General features: G+C 70.5%; 19 protein-coding genes. 4 read left to right on the top strand and 15 right to left on the bottom strand.

What is annotated here, in order from left to right; translation table 11 throughout:
• Positions 1-118: 118 nt before the first annotated feature.
• From OG302_RS12005 to OG302_RS12020, 4 genes are all read right to left on the bottom strand, one after another.
• On the bottom strand, positions 119-811 hold the full coding sequence (locus tag OG302_RS12005; RefSeq protein WP_371526789.1) for a response regulator: 693 nt from the start codon (positions 809-811) through the stop codon (positions 119-121).
• Positions 808-1950, bottom strand: a complete 1143-nt coding sequence (locus OG302_RS12010; RefSeq protein ID WP_371526790.1) for a sensor histidine kinase — start codon at positions 1948-1950, stop codon at positions 808-810. Before OG302_RS12010 ends, OG302_RS12005 begins: the two co-directional genes overlap by 4 nt.
• On the bottom strand, positions 1947-2459 hold the full coding sequence (locus tag OG302_RS12015) for a DUF1453 domain-containing protein (RefSeq protein ID WP_371526791.1): 513 nt from the start codon (positions 2457-2459) through the stop codon (positions 1947-1949). The genes OG302_RS12010 and OG302_RS12015 overlap by 4 nt, the downstream gene beginning before the upstream one ends.
• Positions 2460-2639: 180 nt before the next feature.
• On the bottom strand, positions 2640-4763 hold the full coding sequence (locus OG302_RS12020) for a type IIA DNA topoisomerase subunit B (protein ID WP_371526792.1): 2124 nt from the start codon (positions 4761-4763) through the stop codon (positions 2640-2642).
• A 439-nt stretch (positions 4764-5202) separates the two neighbouring features.
• Between OG302_RS12020 and OG302_RS12025 the strand changes: the two genes are divergently transcribed.
• A complete protein-coding gene (locus OG302_RS12025; protein WP_351173659.1) occupies positions 5203-5430 on the top strand; it encodes a hypothetical protein in 228 nt (75 codons plus the stop codon).
• Positions 5431-5599: 169 nt separating this feature from the next.
• Here OG302_RS12025 and OG302_RS12030 read toward each other — a convergent pair whose 3' ends face one another.
• The 7 genes from OG302_RS12030 to OG302_RS12060 all read right to left on the bottom strand — a co-directional run bounded on the left by OG302_RS12030 (position 5600) and on the right by OG302_RS12060 (position 16390).
• Positions 5600-6430, bottom strand: coding sequence for a trypsin-like serine protease (locus OG302_RS12030; RefSeq protein WP_371526793.1), 831 nt, complete (start codon positions 6428-6430; stop codon positions 5600-5602).
• A 165-nt stretch (positions 6431-6595) separates the two neighbouring features.
• Positions 6596-8140 (bottom strand): RNA polymerase sigma factor, encoded by a 1545-nt coding sequence (locus OG302_RS12035; RefSeq protein WP_361843060.1) that lies wholly within the window; start codon positions 8138-8140, stop codon positions 6596-6598.
• A gap of 419 nt (positions 8141-8559) precedes the next feature.
• A complete protein-coding gene (locus tag OG302_RS12040) occupies positions 8560-9447 on the bottom strand; it encodes a FadR/GntR family transcriptional regulator (RefSeq protein ID WP_361843063.1) in 888 nt (295 codons plus the stop codon).
• A 161-nt stretch (positions 9448-9608) separates the two neighbouring features.
• Positions 9609-11513, bottom strand: coding sequence for an ATP-binding cassette domain-containing protein (locus OG302_RS12045; RefSeq protein ID WP_371526794.1), 1905 nt, complete (start codon positions 11511-11513; stop codon positions 9609-9611).
• A gap of 202 nt (positions 11514-11715) precedes the next feature.
• Positions 11716-12477, bottom strand: a complete 762-nt coding sequence (locus tag OG302_RS12050; RefSeq protein ID WP_361843067.1) for an NUDIX domain-containing protein — start codon at positions 12475-12477, stop codon at positions 11716-11718.
• Between the two features lie 139 nt (positions 12478-12616).
• On the bottom strand, positions 12617-14518 hold the full coding sequence (locus tag OG302_RS12055; protein ID WP_371526795.1) for a glycogen debranching N-terminal domain-containing protein: 1902 nt from the start codon (positions 14516-14518) through the stop codon (positions 12617-12619).
• A 408-nt stretch (positions 14519-14926) separates the two neighbouring features.
• Entirely contained in the window at positions 14927-16390 is a 1464-nt protein-coding gene (locus OG302_RS12060) for a DUF4192 domain-containing protein (protein WP_371526796.1), read from the bottom strand.
• 133 nt (positions 16391-16523) lie between these two features.
• Between OG302_RS12060 and OG302_RS12065 the strand changes: the two genes are divergently transcribed.
• Both OG302_RS12065 and OG302_RS12070 read left to right on the top strand, forming a co-directional pair.
• Positions 16524-18713, top strand: coding sequence for a RecQ family ATP-dependent DNA helicase (locus OG302_RS12065; protein WP_371526797.1), 2190 nt, complete (start codon positions 16524-16526; stop codon positions 18711-18713).
• 214 nt (positions 18714-18927) lie between these two features.
• Positions 18928-19569, top strand: a complete 642-nt coding sequence (locus OG302_RS12070) for a hypothetical protein (RefSeq protein ID WP_371526798.1) — start codon at positions 18928-18930, stop codon at positions 19567-19569.
• A 231-nt stretch (positions 19570-19800) separates the two neighbouring features.
• Here the strand turns inward: OG302_RS12070 and OG302_RS12075 are convergent, their stop codons facing one another.
• The 3 genes from OG302_RS12075 to OG302_RS12085 form a co-directional block, all read right to left on the bottom strand.
• A complete protein-coding gene (locus OG302_RS12075) occupies positions 19801-20475 on the bottom strand; it encodes a hypothetical protein (RefSeq protein ID WP_371526799.1) in 675 nt (224 codons plus the stop codon).
• 77 nt (positions 20476-20552) lie between these two features.
• A complete protein-coding gene (locus tag OG302_RS12080) occupies positions 20553-21254 on the bottom strand; it encodes a ribonuclease HII (protein ID WP_371526800.1) in 702 nt (233 codons plus the stop codon).
• 47 nt (positions 21255-21301) lie between these two features.
• Positions 21302-21916, bottom strand: coding sequence for a TetR/AcrR family transcriptional regulator (locus OG302_RS12085; RefSeq protein WP_371526801.1), 615 nt, complete (start codon positions 21914-21916; stop codon positions 21302-21304).
• 124 nt (positions 21917-22040) lie between these two features.
• Here OG302_RS12085 and OG302_RS12090 point away from each other — a divergent pair, with 124 nt between their 5' ends.
• The gene (locus tag OG302_RS12090) at positions 22041-23597 is read left to right on the top strand and encodes an MFS transporter (protein ID WP_371526802.1); all 1557 of its coding nucleotides are present in this window, start codon (positions 22041-22043) and stop codon (positions 23595-23597) included.
• Between the two features lie 222 nt (positions 23598-23819).
• Here the strand turns inward: OG302_RS12090 and OG302_RS12095 are convergent, their stop codons facing one another.
• Entirely contained in the window at positions 23820-25334 is a 1515-nt protein-coding gene (locus OG302_RS12095; protein WP_371526803.1) for a DUF4153 domain-containing protein, read from the bottom strand.
• Positions 25335-25634: the final 300 nt, after the last annotated feature.

The following is a 25634-nucleotide window of genomic DNA, read 5'->3' on the forward strand; positions in this document are numbered from 1 at the left end:
TCCTTGTCCGCAGCCTTGTTCGGCCGCGTGCCCAAGGATGGACAGATCGGGAAGATCCCTGACTCTTCTCTCTCTGCTCTTCACCCCATCAGGTGAAGGGCCGCATCGAAGACCCCACTCAGCCGGGCCTGACCGTCGGCGGCTTGGCGAGCCCGTGGCCATAGGCGTAACGGACCGCCTGCGCACGGTCCTTGAGGCCCGTCTTGGCGAAGAGATTGTTGATGTGTGTCTTCACCGTCGCGGTGGAGACCTGCATCGCGCGGGCGATCTCCTGGTTCGTCATCCCTTCGGCGATCAGGACCAGCACTTCGGTCTCGCGCGTGGTGAGGCCGTCGGGCGGCTCCGGTGCGGGTGCGGGCTGCTCGGGCTCCGACAGCCGCTCCAGCAACCGCCGCTGGATCCGGGGCGAGAGGCCCGCGTCGCCCGAGAGCACGTCCTCGACGGCGCGCACGATCTCGTCCCCACCGGCGTCCTTGGTGAGATAGCCGCGCGCACCGGCTCTCAGCGCGGGGAAGAGCGAGTCGTCGTCCGCGAACGTGGTCAGCACGACGACCTGCGTCCCTGGGTACTCGGCGCGGATCCGGCGGGTGGCCTCCGCACCGTCCACCCGCGGCATGCGCAGGTCCATCAGGACGACATCCGGGGCGAGTTCCGCGACGAGCCGCACGGCCTCCTCGCCGTCGCCCCCGGAGCCCACGACCTCGATACCGGGCAACAGCCCCAGCAGCATCACGATGCCCTCGCGCACCACCGTCTGGTCGTCGACCACGACCACCCGCGCCGGCGCCTTGGCGCCGCCCTCCCCCGTCATGTGGGCACCTTCAGCGTCACGATGAACCCCTCCTCGCCAGGCCCGGCCGTCAGTGAGCCGCCCAGCAGCTCCGCCCGCTCCCGCATGCCGATCAGACCGTACCCGGCCCCGGACGCCGCCAGTTCGCCCGGCGGTCCGCCGGAGTCCCGTATGTCCAGCGTCACTTCCCCCTCTTCGTACGCGAGACGCACGAACACCTTGGCGCCCGGAGCGTGTTTGCGGACATTCGTCAGGGCCTCCTGCGCGACCCGGCGCACCGCCTGAGACGCCTCTGCGGGCAGAGCCCGCCGCGAGCCCGTCACGGACACCGAAGCCCTGTCCGAGACGACCAGCTCACGCAGGAAGTCCTCGACGGGCGTCATCTCGCCGCGCAGCGCGGAGAGCGCCTGCCGGGTCTCCGCGAGCCCTTCTCGGGCCATGGAGCGCGCCGCCACCACCCGGTCGAGTATCTGCTCGCGCGTCGCGTCACCTTCGATCAGCAGACGTGCCGCCTCCAAGTGGACGAGCTGCGCGGAAAGGCTGTGCGCGAGCACGTCATGGATCTCCCTGGCGATGCGCGCCCGCTCCGCCAGGGCGGCCGTCTCGGCCTCCGCGGTGCGGGCGGCCCGCTCCTGGGCGAGCAACCGATGGGCGTTGCCCCGCGCGTCGGCATCGAGCCGCAGCGTGTATCCGGCCAGCGCGAGGCCGACGACGATGAGGGCCGTGACGAGCCAGCTGTCGTCGTTATGTGTCGCGAACGCGGCCAGCGCCAAAGGCATGCAGCCCGCGGCCACCACAAGGGGCAGTCGCTCCAGGGCCAGGAAGGCGGCGCCGCACCAGAGGACGAGAGCCAGCACACTCCAGCCGCCCAGCTGCGCGGCGTACCCCGACCCCACCAGGAGGGCCAGCAGAGTGACCGAAGGCCACAGCCGATGGTCGAAGGACGTACGGAGGAACGCCCAGACGAGCCCGCCGCACAGCACGACCAGACCGACCCCGGCCGCCAGGCGCCAGCCCCTGTCGTGATGGAACGCGTTCCACAGCAGGCTGCCGCCGATCGCCACCCGCAGGACCCTGACGAACCACAGTCGGGCGACGCTCTGCCCCTCCCGGGTGAGCCCTTCCCGGGAGGGCCATCTCATCCACCGGTCCGAGATCACACGGGGTCCTTCCGCATCGGCTCGTACGCCGCGTCCGCAACACCGTACGCCGGGCGGAGCAGGCCGGCCCGCTGCGCCAGCATGCCGCTGCGCACCAAGAGGGTGGCCGCGAGCGCCAGCATCAGCGCGGCACTGCCCTGCCGCACCCCTAGCAGCGCGCCGACGCCGAACAGGCCGAGCCGCAGCGCGATACCGGCGCCCCAGACGATGGCGGTGGCCTTGGTCCCCTTGCCCCACACGGCACCGTCAGGCGCTGTCCATACGTGCGTGGTCCGCGCCCAGCCGAAGCCGATGGCCAGACCGACGAGAAGCTCCGCGGCGAGCAGAACGACAGCCGCCGTCCGGTGGTGGGGGTCCAGCACGTCGGGCTCGCGCACGGCCATGAAGACCAGCACGGCGGGTATGACCCACCAGCGCCTGTCCGCGGTGATCTGCTGCGCCTTGAACTGGCGCACGATGACGAGCGCGACTACTGCGCAGACCACCAGACCATTGGTGAGCCCAGACATGACGGCCTCCGTGGGGCGAGGAAGAGCGGAGCCGATCCGATGGGGATCGACACCTTCGACGCTACGGAAAAGACCTGGTCAGGGCATCGGAGCAGGGGTGGAACGTGGGTGGAGCCAAGGGCTCCACCCACGGGTGGAGTGCGTTTCGCGCGAGCGGAACACACCAGCCTCGCGGGAGCGCTACGCGTCGATGCGCGAACGGTCCAGCGTCGCCGCCGAGCTCGTGATGAATTCCTTGCGGGGCGCGACGTCGTTGCCCATCAGCAGATCGAAGACCTGCTCGGCAGCGTCCAGGTCGCCGATGTTGACCCGCCGCAGCGTGCGGTAGCGGGGGTCCATGGTGGTCTCCGCCAGCTGGTCCGCGTCCATCTCGCCGAGGCCCTTGTAGCGCTGGATGGAGTCCTTGAAGCGGATCCCCTTGCGCTGGTACTCCAGGAGCGTCTCGCGCAGCTCGTTGTCCGAGTACGTGTAGACGTACTTGTCCTGGCCCTTCTTCGGCTGCACCAGCTCGATCCGGTGCAGGGGCGGCACGGCCGCGAAGACCCGGCCCGCCTCCACCATCGGACGCATGTAGCGCTGGAAGAGGGTGAGCAGCAGGATCCGGATGTGAGCGCCGTCGACGTCGGCGTCGACAAGAAGAATGATCTTCCCGTAGCGCGCCGCGTCGATGTCGAAGGTCCGGCCGGAACCAGCCCCTATGACCTGGATGATCGCGCCGCACTCGGCGTTCTTCAGCATGTCCGTCACGGACGCCTTCTGAACGTTGAGAATCTTGCCGCGGATGGGCAGGAGGGCCTGGAACTCGGAGTTCCGCGCCAGCTTGGCGGTGCCGAGCGCCGAGTCTCCCTCGACGATGAAAAGCTCGCTGCGCTCCACGTCGTCACTGCGGCAGTCGGCGAGCTTCGCGGGCAGCGAGGAGGACTCCAGGGCCGTCTTCCGGCGCTGGGCGTCCTTGTGCTGCCGGGCCGCGATGCGCGTGCGGGCCGCGGCGACGGCCTTCTCCATCACGGCGCGCGCCTGAGCCTTGGCGTCGCGCTTGGTGGACGTCAGGAACGCCTTGAGCTCCTTGGCGACGACGTTGGAGACGATGCGGTTGGCCGCGGAGGTGCCGAGCACCTCCTTGGTCTGGCCCTCGAACTGCGGCTCGGCGAGACGCACCGTGACGACCGCGGTCAGCCCCTCCAGGGCGTCGTCCTTGACGATGTCGTCCTCGGCGACGCGGAGCACCTTCTGGGTCCGCAGCACCTCGTTCATCGTCTTGGTGAGGGAGCGCTCGAAGCCCGACACATGGGTGCCGCCCTTGGGGGTGGCGATGATGTTGACGAAGGACCGCAGCGTCGTGTCGTAGCCCGTGCCCCAGCGCATGGCGACGTCCACGACGAGCTCACGGGTGACCTCGGTGGGGGTCATCTGGCCGTGGTCGTCGAGGACGGGGACGGTCTCCTTGAAGCTGCCCTGCCCGGTGAGGCGCAGGACGTCGCAGACGGCCTTGTCCTGGGCGAGGTACTCACAGAACTCGCTGATGCCGCCGTCGAAGCGGAAGGACTCCTCGCCCTTGGTGCCGCCGTCGCCGAGGCCGTACTCGTCGCGTACGACGATGGTCAGGCCCGGCACCAGGAACGCGGTCTGCCGGGCACGCTGGTGCAGCGTCTCCAGGTTGAGCTTGGCGTCCTTGAGGAAGATCTGGCGGTCCGCCCAGTAGCGCACCCGCGTGCCGGTGCGGGTCTTGGGGATCTTCTTGGCCTTGCGCAGCTTGGCCGACGAGTCGAAGTCGGCGTCGGGGCCGGGCTTGGCGAAGGCGCCGGGGACACCGCGACGGAAGCTGATCGCGTGGGTGTGCCCCGCGCGGTCCACCTCTACGTCGAGGCGTGCGGACAGGGCATTCACCACGGAGGCACCCACTCCGTGCAGGCCGCCGGAGGCAGCGTAGGAGCCACCGCCGAACTTGCCGCCCGCGTGGAGCTTCGTCATGACGACCTCGACTCCGGAGAGACCGGTCTTGGGCTCGACATCCACCGGGATGCCTCGGCCGTTGTCCCGGACCTCTACGGAGGCGTCGTCGTGGAGGATGACTTCGATGTGGTCGCAGTAGCCGCCCAAGGCCTCGTCGACGGAGTTGTCGATGATCTCCCAGAGGCAGTGCAGCAGGCCACGGCTGTCCGTCGACCCGATGTACATGCCAGGACGCTTGCGAACGGCCTCAAGCCCCTCCAGGACGAGCAGGTGCCGCGCGGTGTAGTTGGAACCGTCCCGGTCTGCTCCGGTCAGCAATGCTGTGGACGGCACGGACGTCTCGGCGGTCACGCGGTTCGCTCCTCGCTGAATTTCAAAAGGGCCCCTTGGGGTAAGGACCCGGCTTCGGTTGCCGCTCAGAGGGTACCGAGGCCTGGTAGAGCCGTTGTAACGCCACCCTCGTCACAACTCACACTAGTCCAGTGCCGCACGCTTGTTCGATCCCTCGATTGAGTGAAGCGCACGTCACGTTCCCTTCCAGGCATGAACCATTTAGGCTCCGGGCACGTCCTCATGAACAACCGGCAACCCAGCCGGCGGACGACCGACCTGACAGACAGCGCGAAACCGTACGACACGTAAGAGACGTAATACGGCACATTCGCCGCCAACCGGCAGCAGACAGCCGCCTCGGAAAAAACTTCGAGGAAAAGCCACGAGCGGGAACGTTTTCGGCCTGGTTGGATGTTGACCCTGGTACGACAGCTCGTCGAGCTAGAGAAGAGGCGACGTGACTACTGTTCTGACCCCCGCGAGCCCCCTGACGGCCGCTGATCGCTGCGACCGCTGCGGCGCCCAGGCATACCTGCGCGTCGTCCTGTTGAGCGGCGGTGAACTGCTCTTCTGCGCCCACCACGGTCGCAAGTTCGAGCCGGAACTCAAGAAGATCGCCGCTGAGATACAGGACGAGACGGAGCGGCTGACAGCCGTCCCGGAGACCACTGACGAGGATCGCTGACACCTCGCACCCACGACGAGCCATCCGGCGCACGCCAGGCCGGTGAACGGGCGGCCGTCCCTGCCAACCCCAGGGACGGCCGCCCGCTCGCGTTAGACGGGCACCCAGGCGCCTCCTCGGCGGCCCCTGGCGGCGCCCCCCTCCCCCCTCACGGACAACTCCCGTGTTTTCAGCCGCGCAGAGGCATGTCCTGCGCGACACCCGAGATCCGCGTGTAGACCCCGGGACTCCCGGCCCGCCCGCAGCCGCTCCCCCACGACACCAGGCCGATCAGCCGCCCACGGGCGATGAGCGGACCACCGCTGTCCCCCTGACAGGCATCGCGCCCGCCCTGAAGTTCCCCCGCGCACAGCATGGATGCGGCCGCGTACGTTCCGTCAGAATTGCCCGGGTAGGCCTTCTCGCACGTCGCGTCGGGCAGTACGCGCACCTGCGCGGCGTGCAACGTCCGCGCGTAATCACCCGACCCCGTCGTGTCACCCCACCCGTAGACCGAGGCCTGCGTCCCGGGTTCGTACGCCTGGTCGCCCGCACCGGCCATGGGGAGCACGTGGCCCTGTGGAAGCGGGCTCGCCAGCGACAGCACGGCGACGTCGCCCGAGTTCGAGAAGCTGTCGTACTCCGGATTGACCTCCGCCCGGCGCACCGAGATCTCCCGGCCCTGCGACGTACCCAGGTCGTCCCGGCCGACGATCACCTTCAGGTCACTCATCTCGCTCAGCCGTACTCCCAGGACTTCCTCTCCCATGCAGTGCGCCGCGGTGAGGACCGTCGAGCGGCCGACCACCACTCCTCCGCAGAACTGACCCGAACGCGTACCCCCGAACCGGTCACGGCTGGAGAGCGCCACCACCCAGGGACTGTCGGCCACCCGGACCTGACTGCCCCCGATGACGATGCTGTCGGCCGCCGCGGGGGCCGGAGAGGCCAGCGGCAGCGCCACCGTGGGGGCGACAAGGGCCAACGCCGCCGTGAAGGTGCGAGCGAAAGGACGAGGCATGCGATCTCCTCACTCTGGGTTCTCGTGAAACACCCACAGTGATCCAGCACGTCACACCCCGCACCCGCGCCACGCGCGTCCGCGTCAGGGCGGACACACATCGGACAAACAGAAGACCCGAGGCCTCGCATGAGGCCTCGGGTCTTCCTTGTGGAGCGCTGGTGACTAGTCGAGGTAGTCGCGCAGGACCTGCGAACGCGACGGGTGACGCAGCTTCGACATCGTCTTCGACTCGATCTGGCGGATGCGCTCACGCGTCACCCCGTAGACCTTGCCGATCTCGTCGAGGGTCTTCGGCTGGCCGTCCGTGAGACCGAAGCGCATGGAGACCACGCCCGCCTCACGCTCGGACAGGGTGTCGAGCACGGAGTGCAGCTGCTCCTGGAGGAGCGTGAAGCTGACCGCGTCGGCCGGAACGACCGCCTCGGAGTCCTCGATGAGGTCACCGAACTCGCTGTCGCCGTCCTCACCCAGGGGGGTGTGGAGGGAGATCGGCTCACGGCCGTACTTCTGGACCTCGATGACCTTCTCCGGGGTCATGTCGAGTTCCTTGGCCAGCTCCTCCGGGGTGGGCTCACGGCCCAGGTCCTGGAGCATCTGGCGCTGCACGCGCGCGAGCTTGTTGATGACCTCGACCATGTGCACCGGGATACGGATGGTGCGGGCCTGGTCGGCCATGGCGCGAGTGATCGCCTGCCGGATCCACCAGGTGGCGTACGTGGAGAACTTGTAGCCCTTGGTGTAGTCGAACTTCTCGACCGCGCGGATCAGACCGAGGTTGCCCTCCTGGATGAGGTCCAGGAAGAGCATGCCGCGGCCGGTGTAGCGCTTGGCCAGGGAGACCACCAGGCGGAGGTTGGCCTCCAGGAGGTGGTTCTTGGCGCGGCGCCCGTCCTCGGCAATGATCTCCAGCTCGCGCTTGAGCTTGGGGGCGAGCTTGTCGGCGTTCGCCAGCTTGTCCTCGGCGAACAGGCCGGCCTCGATGCGCTTGGCGAGCTCGACCTCCTGCTCGGCGTTGAGCAGCGGGACCTTGCCGATCTGCTTCAGGTAGTCCTTGACGGGGTCGGCGGTGGCACCGGCCGCGGCGACCTGCTGGGCCGGCGCGTCGTCCTCGTCCTCGTCGGACAGTACGAAGCCCTTTGCGCCCTCTTCCTCGGGCTCGCCCTCACCGGGCTTGCCCTTGGCGGGCGTCTCCTCGGTGGCTTCGTCGTCCAGGATCTCGTCGTCCTGCTTGGACGCACTCTTCTTGGCCGTCGCCTTCTTGGCGACGGTCTTCTTGGCGACGGCCTTCTTGGCCGTCGTCTTCTTGGCTGCGACCTTCTTCGCGGGCGCGTCCTCAGCTGCGACGTCTACGGCCGACGCCTCGGGGGCGGCGGTCGCGGTGGCCTGCTTAGCCGTGACCGTCTTGGCCGCGACAGTCTTGGTCGCGGTGCGCTTGGCCGGGCTCTTCGCTGCGACGCTCTTGCGGGGGCGTTTCGGCTCCGCGGCACTGACCATCAGCGTCACACCCTCTTCCTCGAGGATCTGGTTGAGGCTGCGCAGAACGTTCTTCCACTGAGTGGCCGGAATCTGGTCAGCTTCGAAGGCACGACGCACGTCATCGCCGGCGATCTGCCCATCAGCCTTTCCCCGCTCGATGAGCGCCATGACAGAGACGGATTCGGCGATCTCCGGCGGGAGCGTACGGGATGTGCTGGCCGACACGAACAACCTCTCGGAACGTTGGAAAACGGCTTCCGGCCCCGTCCATTGTGGACCAGGACCGACGACCGACGACTGGGGATGGGCCGACGGCGCAGGCGGGGCCGGGGAGCTGTACAGCGTCGCGAACGACCGCTGCATTCCCTCCTCGGCTATCACCTCTTAGGTCATCGCGCTGCCCCGACGAGCGTTACGCCCAATCTACGTGGCCCGAGTCACACCCCGTAAGCGCTCAAAAGCGGCCAGATACGGTCAGAGGTGTCCAGACCCGAGCCCTGAGGGCCCTCCGGACGGCAACGACCGCGTCGCCGGGACTCTGCCGGATCCCCGAGGAACCCACAGAGTCCCGGCGACGCCACCGCGCCAACGGAGTGATGAGGTGGGGCCGCGAGACGCATGAGGCGGCCGTACGGACGCAGGCCCGGCCGTCAGTGCTCGCGGGGGGCGGGCACGACGCGCTCGACCTCCGGGTGGACGGTGAGCAGCTGGCGCATGGCGGCCTCGGCGCCGGGTCCGTCGCCCGCCCCGAGGGCATCGACGATGCGCGAGTGGTGCACCAGCGACGCCTCGGTGGGGCGGTCGCAGCCGACGACCGGGCCGCCCGAGACCTGGAGCGCGGCCGAGACGATGCCCGACAGGTGCTCCAGCATGCGGTTGCTCGCGAGCTGGATGAGCAGCGAGTGGAACTCCGCGTCGGCACGGGAGAAGGTGATCCCGTCACCCTGGCTCAGGGCGTGGCCCATGATCTCGACCATGTCGGCGAGCCGCTGCTGCACCTCCTCGCGGCCGTGGCCCGCGGCGAGCCGGGCGGCGAGGGGCTCGATCGTCCAGCGCAGCTCGCTGAGTTCGCGGCGCTGGTCGTCACGCTGCGGCCCGAACGCGCGCCATTCGATGATGTCCGGGTCCAGCAGGTTCCAGTCACTGACGGGCCGCACGCGCGTGCCCACATTCGGCCTGGCACTGACCAGGCCCTTGGCCTCGAGAACACGCAGCGATTCACGGACGACGGTGCGGGAGACCTCGAAACGCTGGCCGATCTCCTCGGGGACCAGCGGACGGTCGGCTCCCAGGTCGCCGGAGACGATCATCTGGCCGAGCTGCTGGACGAGTTGGCCGTGCAGGCCACGGCCGCGGCTGCCGGCGCTGCGTCGTCCCACGCGGCCGAGGTCCTGGTCGGCGCTGTCCCACGAGGGCGCGACGACGCGGTCGGCACCCGGGGCCTCGGCGTAGGGGTAGCGGTCGAGTTCGCCCGGGCCGGCGAGGCCGGAGTCTGCGGAGCGGGCGGCGGTCATCATGGTGTGCGCAAGGGTACTCACGGAACCTTTGTCGGCGTGGCTCCCAAGTCCCTTGAGGTCTTTGGTGAAAAGCACACGAAAGGGTGATCGCTTACCCCGCCGCAATTGACGCCTTATCGGAAAGAAATGGGCGTTCTCCGGGGAGTTGTGCGCAGCACGGGAACGGAAGCGACGGACGGTCGTTATCGAGCCCTGCCGCGCATCCCTGTGAGCAGATATGCGCAGAGCAGAGCGGTCACCGACAACATCAGCGCACTACCCACAGGTTGGGCGACCATCCGGACTCCGCCGGCCAGATATCGCTCGACACCGAACGGCCACTGCACCAGTGCGAGGTCGCGCAACCTCCCGGGAAGCCCCGCCGCCGATCGCACAGACGGTCCCTCCAAGGCCTTTTGTACGAGCGGTACGACGAGGATCGGCACCGCGAGAACCGCGGCGAGACCGGCGGTCGTGGACCGGAAGACTCCGCCGGCGAGCACCCCCGCCCAGGCGCATCCCGCAACCAGGGCGACCCAACTCGCGCTCAACGAGACCCAGTCGGCGGGAACTCTGGTGACCTCTTCTCCGTATACCAGGTGCAGGAGCGCGGCGTCGGAGGCAATGACGAGCAGGCACAGCAGGAGCGCGGTGGCGGCCGCGACGATCAACTTGGCGCTGAGCAGCCCCAAGCGGCGGGGGACGGTGCCCCGGTCGGCAGCCAGGGCGGGATGACGGAATTCCTCACCGAAGGCGAGGGCGCCGAGCAGTCCGGCGCCAAGCGCCGCGGGCGGCAAGGGGAGTTCCTGGGGCCAGGCGGCCAGTAGGTGAGCCTGAGGCGTGTGACCACTCCTGGCGAGGAAGACGCACAGGACCGCGGAGACGGCGAGCACAGCGGCCATGGTGAGGTAGCCGGTGCCGACACCGGTGGCGCGGCGCAGCTCGTAGCGCAGGGGGCGTAGGGGGCCACGGGCAGGCCGGATGCAGATCGGGGGCGGCAAGGGGGACGGCACCGCAGGAACCGGCTGGGCGGCGGCGATCGGAGTCGTGACGGTGACCGGGTCCGTGGTGGCGAGCGGAATGAGGTTCTTGGGCGCGGGCACGGGGTCAGCCTCTGCCGGGGTGGAGGCCTCGGCTCCGGCCGTCGAGTCGTCTCCTGCCGGGCCCCCGTCCGCGTCACCCGGAGGCACTGCGCCGACAGGCTCGGGAGCGGGCACAGCAGCCTCTGCCGCAGGCCCCGCGTCCCCGATCTCGTCGGCAAGTTGGTGGACGAGGATTCCGTGACGGAAGGCGGTCTCTCCGATGTCGGCACAGGTGCTGCCGTACACCGAGAGCCGGTTGCCGTCCTCCTTGACCACCTCGATGGAGCGTTGCCCGGCACGGGCCTCCTTGGACAGCAGCGTGCCGAGCCGCGCCGCGTGCGGACTGCGCACCGCGACCCGGGGGCGCAGCCGGGTGCGGGCGAAGTCACCGGCTTCCTGGTCGGCCACCAGCCGGCCCGCTTCCAGCGTGACGACGCGGTCGGCGATCCGCGCGGCCTCCTTGGGGTCGGCCGTGGAGAACAGGACGGTCCCGCCCTGGGTGGCGTGCGCGCGCAGAATCCCGTGCAGCCAGCCGCCCTCCCGGGCCGAGAGCCCGTCTGCGGGCCCGTCGAGGACGAGCGTGTGCGGGTCGGCGAGCAGCGCGCAGGCCAGCCCGAGACGGCGGTCCATACCTCGCGAGAGCGTGCCGAGCCGCTGATCTCGGAGGCTGACGAGACCGACGACCTCGAGTACGTCGTCGGCGCGCTGGACGGGCACGCCAGCGGCCGCGCACAGCATGCGCAGCTGACCGCGGACCGTGCGGCCGGGGTGCCCCGGAACCTCGCCCAGCAGGACGCCCACCTCGCGCGACGGATGGGTGATCCGGTGCAGCGGACGCCCCCGGAAGTAGGTGACTCCTCGGCCCTGTTGGATTTCGAGCATGAGCCTCAGCGCCGTCGTCTTGCCGGCGCCCTGCGCGCCGAGCAGCGCCGTGACACGGCCTGTTCGCGCCTCGAAGGACACGTCGTCGACGGCGGGCGGCAGCTCCTGGCGGGGATTGCTTGTCAGTCCGATGGCCTGGATCATCGCTTCTCTCGCGGGATGTGCGACCGCTCGGCGGCCAGAGTTCGTCCGCCGGGTCGGGGACGGACGAACCCCGTGGGTACTCCTGCAAGATAACGCTATATTTCCGGCATTTCGGTCAGGGTGTGGGCCGCGGGTGTCCCTCACCCGGCCAGACCGGCACCAGACCGTCAGGTGACCAGCAGGGCAACCCGCAGTGCGACTCTCAGACCTCGGGGCGCAGCATCGGCGGGTTGAGCAGGGTCGCGCCGCCCGCGCGGAAGAGCTGGGCGGGGCGACCGCCCTGGCGGGTGGTGGTACCGCCGGTCGGGACGAGGAAGCCCGGCGTGCCGGTCACCTTGCGGTGGAAGTTGCGCGGATCGAGCACGACGCCCCACACGGCTTCGTATACCCGTCGCAGCTCACCGACGGTGAACTCGGGCGGGCAGAAGGCCGTCGCCAGCGACGAGTACTCGATCTTCGAACGGGCGCGCTCCACGCCGTCCGCCAGGATCTGCGTGTGGTCGAAGGCGAGCGGCGCCGCCTGCTCGCCCTCACGGCCGTACCCACCCTGGTTGAGCAGTGCCTCGACCGGCGCCCAGCGGGCACTGTTCGCATCACCGCCGGCCCGCGGCGCGGGGAGGTCGGGAGCGAGCGCGAGATGGGCGACGCTGACGACCCGCATCCGAGGATCCCGCTTGGGATCGCCGTACGTGGCGAGCTGCTCCAGGTGCGCGCCGTTCGCCTGCGCCGGAGAGTCCGGATCGTGGGCGCACAGCCCCGTCTCCTCGACCAGCTCCCGCGCGGCGGCCGCCGACAAGTCCTCGTCGTCCCGCACGAAACCGCCGGGGAGCGCCCAACGACCTTGGAACGGCGACTCGCCCCGGCGTACCGCAAGCGCGCAGAGCGCATGGCGACGCACGGTCAGCACGACCAGATCGACAGTGACAGCAAAGGGCGGGAAGGCCGACGGGTCGTAGGGCGACATGCCGCGATCATAGTCGTCTGCCTGACGATAAACAGCTCCTCAGGCATCCGATCCCGGTCGGATTCGCCGTGCCCCGCGTCGGATTTGAGCCACACCCGCCGCAGGTGTGCTGCCCTCCCCACAGGTCCTCCCTCCGCAGTCACACCCCCAGCTGCAGTCCTTCGGCAGCCTCCTCGACCATGGCGAGGCCGAGCCTGCTGACGCGCACGGAGAACGGGGCGCCCGCGACGCGCAGCGCCGTCAGCCCAAGCTCCCCCAGGGGCGCGCTGCGAACGGGACGCAACGTCACCGTGCCCGACGGGGCGTCGGGCCGGATCCCGGCGAGCGCCGTGAGCAGCAGCACCCCGGCAGCCGCGGCGGTGGCCGCCGGGCGGCAGGAAGCGGGATGCGGCAACGGAGCACTGCCCTCCGTGCGCTGCTCCCCCGCGTACATCTCAGGCAGCCGGCAGTCGAACGCCTCGGCCGCCGCCAGCACCCCTCGCAGCAGCGCGCTCGCCTCCTTCTCGTAGCCCGCGGCGGCCAGACCCGCGACGGCGACCGCCGTCTCATGGACACGCACCGCCCCGCCACGATGGCCGTAAGGGTTGTACGCGGCTTCCTTGGCGCCCAGGCTCCGCAGCCCCCATCCCGAGTCCATGTCGGGCCCGCCCAGGAGCCGGGCGAGCTGCTCGGTCCGCACCTTGTCCAGCAGTCCCGGCGCGAGTACGCCCGACCCGAGCAACCCCGTGTCGAGGAGGTGCGCGGCTCCACCGGTGAGGTGGGACACGGGACGGCCGTCGGCCAGGCAGGCCGCGGCCGGCCGCCCACCCGTCCGGTCCTCCACCCAGAAGTCCTCCCGGAACGCGCCCCGCAGCCGCTCCGCCCAGTGCCGCAGGTCCGCACCTCCCGGACGGCCGTGCGCGTCGAGCAGGTCGGCGCCGAGCAGCGCGGCCCGGTGGGCATGGGCCTGGGTCTCGCAGCGCGCGGGCCCACCCGGATACGGGTCCGGCAGGGGCCCTCCGTCCGCCGCGGCAAGCAGCCACCGCAGGCAACGCTCGGCCGCAGGCAGCAACTCCTCCGTCTCCTGAGCCGACAGCCCCCAACGCCATGCCTCCGCCAACAGCACCGGAAAGAGCAGCGACGCCTCGACTCCCGTGCACCCGGGCGGCAGATGCGGCCCCGCGTTCCGCAGCGGCCCGGGGATCATGCCCGCCCTGGGCCCCTTGCCCACGAGTTGACGGCGGGCGAGCATACGCAGCGTCCCCGCGGCGATCCGGGTGCCGAGCGGCAAGGCCATGCGGGCGGCCGCGAGCGCCTCGGCCGGCGCGAGGCCGCAGCGCCATGGCGCCCCCGCCGCCAGGTGGACGTCGGTCGGGTGCTCGGGGTCCCGCAGCAGCAACGCCTGGAGATCCTCCACGGATCGGTCCAGCAGGGTCCGGGCCCTGGGGTCGTCGCCCGCGGCCCGCGCCGTGGCGAGGGAGCGCGAAGCCCCGTGCCCGACCGCCCGCACCGGGCCCGCGCCCTCCGGCCGTACCCGGAGCTCCAGGCTCCAGGTGCCGCCCGGCGGCAGCTCCACCTCCCAGCGCAGCAGCCCCGCGGAGGCCAGCGCGTCCGCGGGCCCCGGGTGTGCGCTGACCACACAGGTGCCCGGCGGCGAGGACCAGCGCATCCCGGAGTCGTGCACACTGGCGGGCAGTTCGGGACCTGTATTGCCGGAAGCGACCGCTCCGAGCTCTGCCAGGTCCGTGCCGAGCGACACCTCCACGGGGAGCCGCAGGTGCCGGCCGGCGGCACTGCGCAGGATGATCCGCTCCGTGCCGTCCGCGTACCGGGTCCGCTCGACGATCACGTCCGGATCCGGGCCACCGTCCGCGGAGGGCCGCAGCGTCGCCACGAAGCGAGCGCAGTCGGCCGAGAGCATCCGCGCCTGCACGGCGATCGGCTCGCGCCCCGCCACGCGTAGCTGGCAGCGGGACAGCAGCCTGCGCCCCGCGCGGTAGAACCCCTCGAGTCCCCGGCCGGTCAACTGCCCCTGGTCCGTGGAGATCGCAAGAGCGGGCATGGCGACACAGATCAGTGTGGCGTGCGCGGGCGGCAGCTGAGCGAGGCGACGCAGCGCGGGAGCCTGCGCGGGTCCGCCAGGAGGAAGCGGAGATCGCGGCGCGGGCCTCCGGGCCCCCTCTCTGCCGGAGACACCGGAGACACCGGAGACACCAGAGACGCCGGAGCCAGGAGACGGGGCGGGCAGGGGCATGAGGTGGCCTCTTCTGCGCTGTCCGCGCTACGGGAAGTCGGAGGTCGTACGGCGGCTCGACCCAGGCACAGGTACCGCCACTCAGGTGAACGGACCCGCCCCGCCCCGAGTCACGCCTGCGGGACGGTAAGCCACCCGCCCGGCCCCGGCCTTCCGCGTGCGGCCTCCCCGATGACAGCCGTCCGGCCTCTGTCCCCCGACTCCGGACCCCCGCCTTCACGTGTCGTTCCTCGCTGCGCGCCGGATGGTGCGACGGCGGTTCTGCGGACCCGTGCTCGGCCTGTCGGCGGCCCGTGAGCCGGTGCCACCCTTCGGGCGTGCTGGGCGGCGGCGTCGCGGAGCGGCACCCACCGGCTCATCCGTGGCGTTCGAGGGCTCCGCGGAGAGGGGCAGCTCGGTCTGAACCCCCTTCGCGTCACGGTCGGTTCGCTCCCTGCGCAAGCAGCGGCGGATCGGCTCGGGGTCCAGATCTCCGGTGCAGGCATGGTGCAGGAGTTGCGCGAAGGTGTAACTCGGATCGGCACACAGCGCCATGTCCAAGGCCTCCTGGCCCTCCGCGGTGTCACCGAGGGACCACGCGACCCAGCCCGCGAGCGCCAGTGGTGCCGCGGCATGCTCCCCGTAGGCACCGACGCAGCGACGGGCCAGGGCCCTCCAGAGACGAAGCGCCGATGACGCGGAGTCCCCTTCCATCCACTCCGCGGCCCGATCACGCGTCGTACGGTCCTGGAGACCGAGGATCAGCGCCGCGGCCTCGTCGTGCGCGAGGAGCTCGTCGTCCTGGAGGTCCGCCTCCAGCCTGTCGGCGACCGACGGCGCGGCGACGATGCGCGCCATGATCCTTCGGGCCAGGTCAAGCGTGTCAGCGGCGACCTCCGCGTGCCCGTCCTCTTCCAGGATGCGATGCACGATCGCCATGCCGGCCGCGTCGAGCGCGGCCTCCTGGTCCGCCGCGGCGACGGATTCCCATGGGGCGAGCCGCGCCCTCATTTCCCTTGGAGTGACGCCCACCTGGAGGCCTGCGTAGGCCGTGGCCGCGGCCAGGACCGAAGTGCCGGGCCGCAGCAGTGGCACACCCTCCGGCGGGCAGCACTGCTTGTTCGGACAGCAGTAGGTCCAGAAGGTGCCCGCCGAGATGCACACGACCTCGAACACGGGGACGTCGAGGCTTCCGCAGGCGGTGCGGAGCACCTGCGCCAGCGGTCGGAGGCGCTCCATGACCTGCCGGCCCGATTCGGCGCCCACGGGTTCCACGCACAGGAAGGCGACAATGCCGTCGGGCCGGGCCCCGCGCCGCTCACAACCGCCCACCAGGCACTGGGCGAGCTGCTGCGCGACGGGCGGCCAGTCCTCCTCGCGCCCGGGAATACCGAGGCGCACCCGCCCACCGAACCGCCCCCGCTCGCCGTGCAGAGCAATGAGGACGACGCTCTCCTCGGGCCGGAACCCGAGCAAGTACGGCAGGGCATCCGCGAGTTCGGCGGGGGTGCGCAAGGTGACCGTCGTCTCGTCGATGGAGCCGGTGGGCTCGATGGGATTGATCGGATTGGCGGAGCCAGTTGAATCGGCCGGGTCGATGGAGCCTGCTGAGTCGGCCGGGCGAATGGAGTCTGCCGGGCCGATGGAGTCAGTCGAGTCGTTCGTGCTGTTCGTGTCGTTTTGTTCGCTGTGGTTCGCCATGCGCCGACTCTCCCGCGAATCACCAGGTTCCGGTTTGCCCTGTGGATAAGTGCGGTCAGGGGCACGCCAAGAGTTATCCACAGCTCGGCGGACTCGTTCGCGCAATGTCAGACCCATCGGGTTGCATGGGGGCATGAGCAACGAAGATCTACGCACGGCGGCCGATGCCGTACTCGCCCGCCTCGTCGGCGGCCCCGCGCCCACAAGCGGTGAGGTGCCCCCGTCGGACGGTCCACGACTGCGTGAGGACCAGTGGCGAGCGATCGAAGCGCTCGTCGCCGACAAGCGACGCGCCCTGGTCGTGCAGCGCACGGGCTGGGGAAAGTCCGCCGTGTACTTCGTCGCGACCGCACTGCTGCGGGAGCGGGGCAGCGGCCCCACCGTGATCGTCTCCCCGCTGCTCGCGCTCATGCGCAACCAGGTGGAGTCGGCCGCCCGGGCCGGGATCCGCGCCCGCACGATCAACTCCTCCAACACGGAGGAGTGGGAGACCATCCAGGCCGAGGTGGCCTCCGGCGACGTGGACGTCCTCCTCGTCAGCCCGGAGCGCCTGAACAATCCGGACTTCCGCGATCAGGTCCTGCCCAAGCTCGCCGCCGCGACCGGCCTGCTCGTGGTCGACGAAGCGCACTGCATCTCGGACTGGGGCCATGACTTCCGGCCCGACTACCGACGGTTGCGCACGATGCTCGCCGACCTGCCGCCGGGCGTCCCCGTCCTGGCCACCACCGCGACCGCCAACGCACGTGTGACAGCCGACGTGGCCGAGCAGCTGGGCACCGGCGGCACCTCGGACGCGCTCGTGCTGCGCGGCCCCCTCGACCGGGAGAGCCTGAGCCTGAGCGTTCTGCAACTTCCCGACGCGGCACACCGGTTGGCCTGGCTGGCCGACCACCTGGACGAGCTGCCGGGCTCGGGGATCATCTATACGCTCACGGTCGCCGCCGCCGAGGAGATCACCGCCTTCCTGCGGCAGTGCGGCCACACCGTCACCTCGTACACCGGAAAGACGGAGAACGCGGACCGCCAGCAGGCCGAGGAGGATCTGCTCGCCAACCGCGTGAAGGCCCTGGTCGCCACCTCCGCCCTGGGGATGGGCTTCGACAAGCCCGACCTCGGCTTCGTGGTGCATCTCGGCTCTCCCTCCTCCCCGATCGCCTACTACCAGCAGGTCGGCCGCGCGGGCCGCGGTGTCGACCACGCGGAGGTGCTGCTCCTGCCGGGCAAGGAGGACGAGGCGATCTGGAACTACTTCGCCTCCCTCGCCTTCCCGCCCGAGGAGCAGGTCAGGCGCACGCTGGACGTGCTGGCGCAGGCGGGCAGGCCCCTGTCACTGCCCGCCTTGGAGCCGTTGGTCGAGCTGCGCCGGTCACGCCTCGAGACGATGCTCAAGGTCCTCGACGTGGACGGCGCGGTCCGGCGCGTCAAGGGCGGCTGGACCTCCACGGGGATGCCCTGGGCGTACGACGCCGAGCGCTATGCCTGGGTCGCCAAGCAGCGGCAGACGGAACAGCAGGCGATGCGTGAATACGCCGCGACTCCCGGCTGCCGGATGGAGTTCCTGCGGCGGCAGCTGGACGACGAGGCCGCCACCCCCTGTGGCCGCTGCGACAACTGCGCGGGAGCACGCTTCACCGACGCCGTGTCCTCCGGAGCGCTCGACACGGCGCGGGGCGAACTGGTCCGCGCGGGCGTGGACGTGGAACCCCGGAGGATGTGGCCGACCGGGCTCGCCGCGGTCGGCGTCGACCTCAAGGGACGTATCCCCGTGGGGGAACAGGCTTCCCAGGGCCGGGCCCTTGGACGGCTTTCGGACATCGGGTGGGGCAACCGGCTCCGGCCGATGCTCGCCCCGCAGTCCCCTGACGGGCCCGTGCCCGACGACGTGGCGAAGGCCGTGGTCGGCGTCCTCGCCGACTGGGCGAAGGGCCCCGGCGGCTGGGCCTCGGGCAGCGCCGACGCCCAGCCACGGCCGGCAGGCGTCGTGACCATGTCCTCCCACACCAGGCCCCAGCTGATCCAGTCGCTGGGTGCCCGCATCGCGGAGATCGGCCGCCTTCCACTCCTCGGCTCCATCGAGTACGCCGCCGGGGCCGACACGGCACATGCGCCGAGGAGCAACAGCGCTCAGCGCCTGCGCGCCCTGGACGGGACACTCACCGTGTCCTCTGAGCTCGCCGCGGCGCTCCAGGAAGCGGGCGGCCCCGTACTTCTCGTCGACGATCTGACGGACAGCGGCTGGACCCTGGCGGTGGCCGCGCGCATGCTCCGCCGTGCCGGAGCCAAGGGGGTGTTGCCGCTGGTCCTGGCCGTGCAAGGCTGACGCAAGCGTCGATGTGGGGCCCCGTGGGCAGGGATATAGAAGACGCATCACCAGATACCGGTCGGCGGTCCCAATTGCTCGTTGCCGCAAGGCAATCCGACGGGAAGAATTGGTATCGCTCCCCGCGCGGCTCCCCGTGGCCCGGCAGGAACGTGCCGCGGTGCGCTCCCCCAGTCCGACCCCGCCCTCTGGGCGCGTAGCCGAAGGGAGGACCGTGACCTTCGGATTCGCTCCGTCCGCTGCGGCATCGATGTCGGGGTTCTCGACGTCCGCTGATATGTCCGCCGATTCCCCCAACCGTCTGGGCCGGATGCTCGAGCCAGCGGAGTGGTCGGCCGCGGGAATTCCCCTGCTGCGCAATCCGCGTGAGGTCGTCAGCGGCCTGCACGCACGGCATCGTCCGACGCCCGAGACAGCCGTCGTCGCCGTCCTCGATCCTGAGGAACGGCTCCGGGCGAGCGCTTCGTTCACGCGGCGGCCGAGCGCGGCGGACGGCTGGGTGTTCCGCAACGCGCTGCTCGCGCAGCTGCGCCGGGTCATCCCGCACGATCTGCGGCGCCGCACTCCGGTGCGTACGGCCGTCCTGCTCTACTGCCGTGACGGTGACGCGCGTTGGACGCCGGAGGACGGGGCGTGGATGTGGGGACTGCGGGACGCCTGCACGCTGCACGGGCTGCGCTGCGGCGCCTACATCACGCTGACCCGTGACGGCTGGCAGGTCCTCGGTGAGGGGCGCGGCGGCCGTCGGCCCAGCACCGGCTCACACCCCGAGGCCTTCGCCGACACCGATCCGCCACCACCGATACGCACCGGCGGCGCCGCGTCCGAGGTACTGCGCCGGGTGGCGGCACGCTGAGGCGTCCTCCGGACCACCCGCCGCGAGGCGGGTGACAGGCATGGACCGGTGCGTACCCGGGCTCGTCCGCGTCGCGTGGTACGCGGCGCACACAGCCTGAAGCTCACCCGGCCATGCCACGGACACCGGCCGCCCCACGCCCGACTCCGTCCACCCGGCCTCGAACGTCAGGCGTTCGATCGTCGGGCGGCCGAAGCCGGAGCCCGGGCCGCGGATGTCAGACGGCGAACGTCAGACGCCCGCGCCCAGCATCGCGTTGATGCGCTGCGGGTCACCGCAGACGATCAGCAGGACTCCGGCCCGGGTGAGCGCCGTCGGCAGTGCGCCGACCGCGGCCTCCTCGCTGCCGCCGTTGATGGCGACGACGACCACGGGGCGGGGCGCGGCACGGTCCAGGGCGGCGGCGTCGGCGTAGAAGACGTCGTCACCCGCGTCGTGCTGAGCCCAGTAGGAGGTCTCGCCGAACGACAGCTCGTGCGTGGCCCACGGGTGCGGGTCGCCGGTGGTGATCACCAGGACCTCACCCGGGGCGCGACCCGAGTCGAGCAGCAGGTCAACGGCTTCCTCGGCGGCGTCGAGCGCCCCCTCGGCGGAAGCCGGGACCAGCTGGATCTGCGGAACCGAAGCACCGGCATCCGTGGCGGAGCCCGCGGGGGGACCAGCGGGAACCGTCGGAGCGGCGGAAGCGGCCGGGGCGGGAAGCCCTGGCTTGGCGGCCGGCTCGTGCGACGTGCGCTGCGCCGGCGGCATCGGCCGGGCGGGGCCCGGTCGGCCAGGACGCGGCGCAGCCGCGGGACGCGGGCCGGGTACGGGGCGGGGGGTCGGCGTGATGCGGCCACTGGCCGGGGTCACGCGGGGACCCTGGGCACTCTCGTGAATCTGAGGCTCCTCGGGACTGAGAGGCATGCGTTGTTGTCTATCAAACGCCGGTGCGAGTCGCATCGGCGGGTGGCACTTGAGTGCGAGTGGAACTGCCGGAAGCGTCAGAAATCGAAGCCGAGTTGGCCCTCGATTGCCGGAACGTTTCCATCCGCCCAGCTGCGGGCCTTCTTGAGGTGCCGCCACTGGGGCAGCGCATCAAGATACGCCCACGACATCCGGTGGTACGGGGTGGGCCCCCGCTCCGCCAGCGCGGCCTTGTGCACCGGCGACGGATAGCCGGCGTTGGCCGCAAAACCGAAGTCTGCATGTTCGATACCCAGTTCGGCCATCATTTTGTCGCGCCGAACCTTGGCGATCACCGACGCCGCGGCGACGGCCACACAGGATTGATCGCCCTTGATCACCGTACGAACCTGCCAGGGAGTTCCGAGATAGTCGTGCTTCCCGTCGAGGATCACCGCTTCCGGTCGTACCGGAAGCTCCTCCAGGGCGCGCACCGCGGCGAGCCGCAGTGCGGCGGTCATCCCCATCTCGTCGATCTCCTCGGGCGAGGAGTGCCCCAGGGCATAGGCCGTGACCCAGCTCTCCAGCTCCCCGGCGAGTGTGGTGCGCCGCTTGGGAGTGATCAGCTTGGAATCGGTGAGCCCTTCGGGCGGCCTGCGCAGTCCCGTGATCGCCGCACATACGGTGACCGGTCCCGCCCACGCTCCGCGTCCGACTTCGTCGACTCCGGCAACGATCTTCGCTCCGGTGGTAGCGCGAAGGGAGCGCTCGACGGTGTGGGTGGGTGGTTCGTACGGCATGGCGCCAGCAAGCGTACGCCGCCGCATGCCACCCGCGACACCCGGGCCTACCGACGCAGCATCGGAACCATGACCTGATCGATCAGCTCCGTGAACTCTTCGTCCCCCCATTCGCTGCCGCACACCTTGGATCGGTACATCATCATCGCCGGGATGACGTCGTACACGTAGGAACTCGCGGCCTCGGCGCGCACCTCACCGCGCTCGACTCCCCGGCGTATGACTTCTTTGATCAGTTCCACGCTCGGTCCGATGACCCCGTCGAAGATCACCCCATGGAATCGCTCGGCCGCCACCGTGTCGCACTCGTGAAGCACCGCGCGGAGAGCGAATCCGGGCCGCGAGAACATCGCCTCACGCATCTGCCTGCACAGCTGAACGAGATCTTCCCGCACGTCTCCACAGTCCGGTGCGGAGTCGAGTTTCGGGAGGCCGGCCTGGAGTGCGTCCACGACGAGATCCTCCTTGGAGGGCCAGCGGCGATAGACGGCGGCCTTGCCGGTCTGCGCACTCGCGGCCACACCTTCCATCGTCAGACCGTTCCAGCCGACGGTGCTGAGCTGCTCGAGCGCGGCATCAAGGATCGCCCGTTCCAGCACAGGGCCCCGGCGGCGCAGGGAGGCCGTTTGAGCGGCTGCGGCGCTCCAGCGCGAAGTAACCATCGATATCTCTCCGTTGGAGTACGAGGCAGTGTCAGTGAACGGTTGCGTTCACTGATGGGGAGTCACTACCGTTAACGGGACAGTGAACGGGCGCGTTCACTAACGCACTTGTGGGGGACCCATAGTGACAACCTCTCAGTTAGCCAAAGACCGGAAGCCCGGTGCCGCCCGCCGAGAAGGCCGGCCCGGTATCGCCCTGACCGTCATCGCGGCCTGCCAACTCATGGTGGTCCTCGACGCAACAATTGTGAACATCGCGCTGCCGCACATTCAGGACGCGCTCGAATTCTCCACCACTGACCTCACTTGGGTCGTCAGCGCGTACACGCTCACCTTCGGTGGCCTGCTGCTTCTCGGCGGCCGGGCCGGTGACATCCTCGGCCGCCGCCGGGTCTTCATGACCGGCATCCTGGTCTTCACCCTCGCCTCGCTCCTGGGCGGATTCGCCCAGGAACCCTGGCAGTTGCTGGCCGCGCGCGCCCTGCAGGGCGTAGGTGGCGCGATCGCGTCGCCCACCTCCCTGGCCCTCATCACCACGACGTTTCCCGAAGGCCCCGAGCGCAACCGCGCGTTCGGTGTCTTCGCGGCCGTCTCCGCGGGCGGCGGCGCCATCGGCCTCCTGGCCGGCGGCATGCTCACGGAGTGGCTCGACTGGCGCTGGGTGCTGTTCGTGAACGTACCCATCGGCATCCTGATCGCCTTCCTCGCCCCGCTCTACATCAGCGAGTCCGAGCGTCATCCGGGCCGTTTCGACATCGCGGGCGCCCTCACGTCGACCCTCGGCATGGCCTCCCTGGTCTACGGATTCATCCGGGCGGCCGAGGACGGCTGGCGCGACAGTCTCACCCTGGGGTCGTTCGGCGCGGCGATCGTGCTGCTCCTCGCCTTCGCCCTGATCGAGAGCCGGGCCAGGGAACCGATCACTCCGCTGAAGATGTTCGCCGACCGCAACCGCTCGGGTTCGTACGTGATCATGCTGAGCCTGGCTGCGGCGATGTTCGGCATGTTCTTCTTCATCGTGCTCTTCGTCCAGAACGTGCTGGACTACACACCGATCGAAGCGGGCCTCGCCTTCCTGCCGGTCACGGTCGCGATCGTGGCGGGCGCGGGCATCTCCCAACGGCTGCTTCCGGTCCTCGGCCCCAAGCCGTTCATGGTGACCGGCTCGGCCCTCGTGGCCCTCGGGCTCGGCTGGCTGACCCTCATCGGCCCGGACAGTTCGTATGCGGGCGGAGTGCTCGGACCGATGCTCCTGTTCGGCTTCGGCATGGGTCTGAACTTCGTGACCCTTACATTGACAGCCGTCTCCGGAGTAGCCCCACACGAGGCAGGCGCGGCATCAGGCCTGCTCAACGCGACGCAGCAGGTGGGCGGTTCCCTCGGCCTCTCCATCCTGACCACGGTGTTCGGTACGGCGAGCCGGAACGAGGGCAAGGAACAGATGGCGGACTTCATGGCGAACGCTTCGCCGGAACAGAAGGCCTCCTTCGCCAAGACCGGCGAGCTGCCCGCGCCCTGGGGACACGAAGTGCTGTCCCAGGGGATCTCGACGGCCTTCATCCCGGCCGTCGCCATGGCCCTGCTCGCGCTGGTCACCGCCCTGGTGGTCGTCCGGGTACGCAAGAGCGACATGGAGGCGTTGTCCGGCACGGCGAGCACGGCGGGTCCAGCGGGCGGCTAGCCGCTGGCTACTGGCCGCTGGCTGCTGGCTGCTGGCTGCTGGCTGCTGGCTGCTGGCTGCTGGCTGCTGGCTGGAGCATGGAGAGGCGTACGTGCCGGGTCGTCCACGGGGCGAGAGCGGCCCGGCACTCGCCTCCGTGGACAGCGGCGCATGGCCGCCTCCGTAGACGCCCGGCGCCGCACTCTCACCGTCCAGGAGACCGGTGTCCCGCCCAGAGGGCGATCAGCGGTACGTGGTCTCCTCGCCAACGCCTGTGCAGTCCGCCGAGGATGCCGTCGGCGGCCGGTCCTCGATGATCTCCCTGGCCCGCGCCTCCCCCAGACTGGTGGCGTACCAAGGACCGCGCTCGGCCCCGAGGTCCTTCGCGATGCCCTCAAGGGCGCAGGAGCGCAATGGCTCCGGCAGCCCGTCGACCTCCGGAACAGCATCGGCGGACAGCCCACGCGCGTACTCCAGGTCGAACTTCCCGGTGTCCTCGTAGCGCTGCACATTGCGCTCGGCGATGAGCGCGTCGGGCGAGAGGAGTCCGAAGGCCAGCACCCCGGCCGCGGCACTCGCGGCGACAGCGCGCGGCAGCCAACGGGCGCCCCAGACTCCGGCCGCCATGATCAATACGATGACCAGGCCGAGCCAGAGCTCCACGGCCACGACCGAGACCCTCAGCCGGGTCAGCCCGTACGCCTCGACGTACATGTCCATGCGCCGCACCGCCGACGCGACGACGACGAGCGTGAGGGCGCAGAGCGTCCCGAGCACGGCCCGCACCAGCCTTCGGTCTCGTGCCCCGTCCCGCGGCGCCCAGCGCAGGGCGAGGACGATGACGACGAGGGTGAGCAGCGTGGCGAGCAGCAGCTGCCAGAAGCCCTGGCGCGCGTACGCGGAGTACGAGAGGTCGGTCTTCTCCAGGACCGCGTTGTAGCCGCCGAAGAGCACGGCGAGTTGCACCACGTTGAACGCCGCGAACAGCAGGTTCAGAACGATCAGCGGCAGCGCCCACTCGACGCGGCCCCGCTCCCGGCCGGGACCTACGACGAGCCGGTCCCAGCGCACGGGCGCGGCAGCGGTGTGCGCCGCGGCGAGCGCTCCGACGACGCCGAGCGCGAAGAGCAGCAGACGCCACGGCCCTTCGGCGACGGAGGCGTCGGGCATCAGGTCGCCCAGCAGCCCCGCGAAGGCGGCGTCGGCCCCGGCGAACAGCGCGCCGAAGACCAGCAGCAGCACGACGGTCACCGCGGCCGCCCGCAGCACGGGACCGCTCCGGGACCCGCTCGCACGTCCCCGCACCCCGCGCCAGCCCCAGCCAAGGCCGGAGAGGACCGCTTCGAAGAGACCGACCGGGCCGAGCAGCACGCCGGGCCAGGTACGGCAGCCGTGCAGCGCGAGTGAGCCGAGGGCAACGGCGGACACGATGGCGAGGAACGACGGCCAGCCGGCGTCCCGCAGCGCGGGCACCACAAGCAGCGCGAGGCCGCCGATCGCCCAGGTCAGCGTCCATGGGCGCAGCCTGCGACCGGCCTGCTCGGCGGCGAAATACGCGGCAAGCGCGGCGGGCAGGGCGACGATCAGCAGATTGATCGCGAGGCCGTCGCCGAGCAGCATCATGCTCAGCAGGCCGGTCACGAACACCGCGCCGAGCGTGCCCGTCCGGACCGGGGCGGGCGGGTCGGCCCGCAGATCGGCCAGCAGCGGCTCGTGCTTGTACCCGCCTCCCGGGTACGCCCAGTCGGGCCGAGGCACTGGGCTGCCCGCCACGGCACGCGGGCCTGGCACGGCGTCCTGGGGTTCTGCGGGCGCCTCGCTGCCGTCGTCGGCGTGACCGCCGCCGGCGCCCCCTCGCGGACGTCTCAGCGGTTCTCCGGCTGAACCTCGTGGAGCTGGCGCATCTGGACCTGACCCAGCTGAAGGCTCAGGCGTGGACGGTGCATCGGACACGGGACCCCCTCCCGGCCGGTCCGCACGTGCGGCGGACGGCACGCGCGCGTGGCGGGCCGCCGGGCGACCGGCATCTCGTTGAGGACACGCAAGTCATGATCAACT

Source organism: Streptomyces sp. NBC_01283 (assembly GCF_041435335.1).
Taxonomy (GTDB): domain Bacteria; phylum Actinomycetota; class Actinomycetes; order Streptomycetales; family Streptomycetaceae; genus Streptomyces.

Bases quoted from the DNA above. Each gene is read 5' to 3' on its own strand.
- OG302_RS12005 (WP_371526789.1), bottom strand. From the start codon at position 811: ATGACGGGGGAGGGCGGCGCCAAGGCGCCGGCGCGGGTGGTCGTGGTC.
- OG302_RS12015 (WP_371526791.1), bottom strand. From the start codon at position 2,459: ATGTCTGGGCTCACCAATGGTCTGGTGGTCTGCGCAGTAGTCGCGCTC.
- OG302_RS12030 (WP_371526793.1), bottom strand. From the start codon at position 6,430: ATGCCTCGTCCTTTCGCTCGCACCTTCACGGCGGCGTTGGCCCTTGTC.
- OG302_RS12045 (WP_371526794.1), bottom strand. From the start codon at position 11,513: ATGATCCAGGCCATCGGACTGACAAGCAATCCCCGCCAGGAGCTGCCG.
- OG302_RS12050 (WP_361843067.1), bottom strand. From the start codon at position 12,477: ATGTCGCCCTACGACCCGTCGGCCTTCCCGCCCTTTGCTGTCACTGTC.
- OG302_RS12055 (WP_371526795.1), bottom strand. From the start codon at position 14,518: ATGCCCGCTCTTGCGATCTCCACGGACCAGGGGCAGTTGACCGGCCGG.
- OG302_RS12060 (WP_371526796.1), bottom strand. From the start codon at position 16,390: ATGGCGAACCACAGCGAACAAAACGACACGAACAGCACGAACGACTCG.
- OG302_RS12065 (WP_371526797.1), top strand. From the start codon at position 16,524: ATGAGCAACGAAGATCTACGCACGGCGGCCGATGCCGTACTCGCCCGC.
- OG302_RS12075 (WP_371526799.1), bottom strand. From the start codon at position 20,475: ATGCCTCTCAGTCCCGAGGAGCCTCAGATTCACGAGAGTGCCCAGGGT.
- OG302_RS12080 (WP_371526800.1), bottom strand. From the start codon at position 21,254: ATGCCGTACGAACCACCCACCCACACCGTCGAGCGCTCCCTTCGCGCT.
- OG302_RS12085 (WP_371526801.1), bottom strand. From the start codon at position 21,916: ATGGTTACTTCGCGCTGGAGCGCCGCAGCCGCTCAAACGGCCTCCCTG.